The following is a 1,423-nucleotide window of genomic DNA, read 5'->3' on the forward strand; positions in this document are numbered from 1 at the left end:
GCCCACGCCGACCGCAAGATCGGATCGCTCGTGGCGGGCATGGTCGCCGGCGCCGACAGCATCGCCGACATGGCGCTGTTGCGGCACGGGGCGATGGGAACCGTCTTCGACCGCCCGTACGCACCGTCGACGGTGGGATCGTTCCTCCGCGAATTCACCTTCGGGCACGTCCGCCAACTCGACGCCGTGGCGTCCAGGTTCTTGTGCGCTCTCGCCGCCCGCTCTCCGCTGGTTTCGGGGATCGACACCGGACGTGTGCTGGTCGATATCGACGATTCGATCATCGAAGTCCACGGTCACGGCAAGCAGGGTTCCGGGTACGGCTACTCCGGGGTCCGCGGATTGAATGCACTGATCGCGACGGTCACCACCGACACTGCTGCACCGGTGATCGTGGGTCAGCGCCTGCGCCGGGGTGCCTGCGGGTCCCCGCGCGGCGCTGCCCGGATGGTCACCGACACCCTGGCCACCGTCGACCGCCTGCGCACGAGGGCCACCGACGCAGCCACGGGCCCTACGGCAGAGGCGGTGCCGAAAGCGCTGGTTCGGGCCGACTCGGCGTTCTACGGGTACCCCACCATCGGTGCCGCGATCCGCGCCGGAGCCGACGTCTCGGTGACCGTGCGCCTGACCTCGACAATCAAACGATCGATCTCCTCGATCAGCGACGACGCCTGGACACCGATCGAGTACACCAACGCGATCTACGATCACGACACCGAACAATGGATCTCGACGGCCGAGGTCGCCGAGATACCGTTCACCGCGTTCGCCTCCCAGAAGAAGGCGCACCGGATTCCGGGGCGGTTGGTCGTGCGCCGCATCCCCGACCTGCGGCCGAAGAAGGATCAGGGCCAAGGTGAGTTGTTCGATATCTGGCGCTTCCACGCCTTCTTCACCACCACAACCGACCTCGACACCGTCGCCGCCGACAAGCTCCACCGCCAGCACGCCATCATCGAGCAGGTCCACGCGGACCTGAAGAACTCCGCGCTCGCTCATCTACCGTCGAGCCGGTTCACCGCCAACGCCGCCTGGCTCGTCTGCGCAGTGATGGCATTCAACCTCACCCGCGCCGCCGCCACCCTCACCGCCGACCCGAGGTTGACGAAAGCAACCACCGGCACCATCCGGCGGACCGTGGTCTCGGTTCCCGCGCGGATCGCGTCCTCCGCCCGCCGGTTGACGCTGCACCTACCACAGAACTGGCCGTGGGAAACAGCGTGGAACACCCTGTTCGAGAGCGTGTTCCACCGAAATCAGCCGATCACCGCCTAACAGGCTCCCACTGCCCACCCTCGACGCGAAAGACCCAGTGGAACAACCCGGCACGAGAGGTCGGACGATCACCCACGCCCGCACTCCACTCGAAGCCGCACAACCAAACTCACAGCGACGCCATCAGTTGATCGGTGCATTCGGG

General features: G+C 66.5%; 1 protein-coding gene. It reads left to right on the forward strand.

Annotation, left to right across the window (positions count from 1 at the left end; all coding sequences use genetic code 11):
* A partial coding sequence (locus KVY23_RS24815) for an IS1380 family transposase (RefSeq protein ID WP_230558536.1) occupies positions 1 to 1,278 on the forward strand: 1,278 nt, incomplete at its 5' end.
* Between the last annotated feature and the right edge of the window lie 145 nt (positions 1,279 to 1,423).

This window comes from Rhodococcus sp. I2R, assembly GCF_020889545.1.
In the GTDB taxonomy this organism is placed as follows: Bacteria; Actinomycetota; Actinomycetes; order Mycobacteriales; family Mycobacteriaceae; genus Rhodococcoides.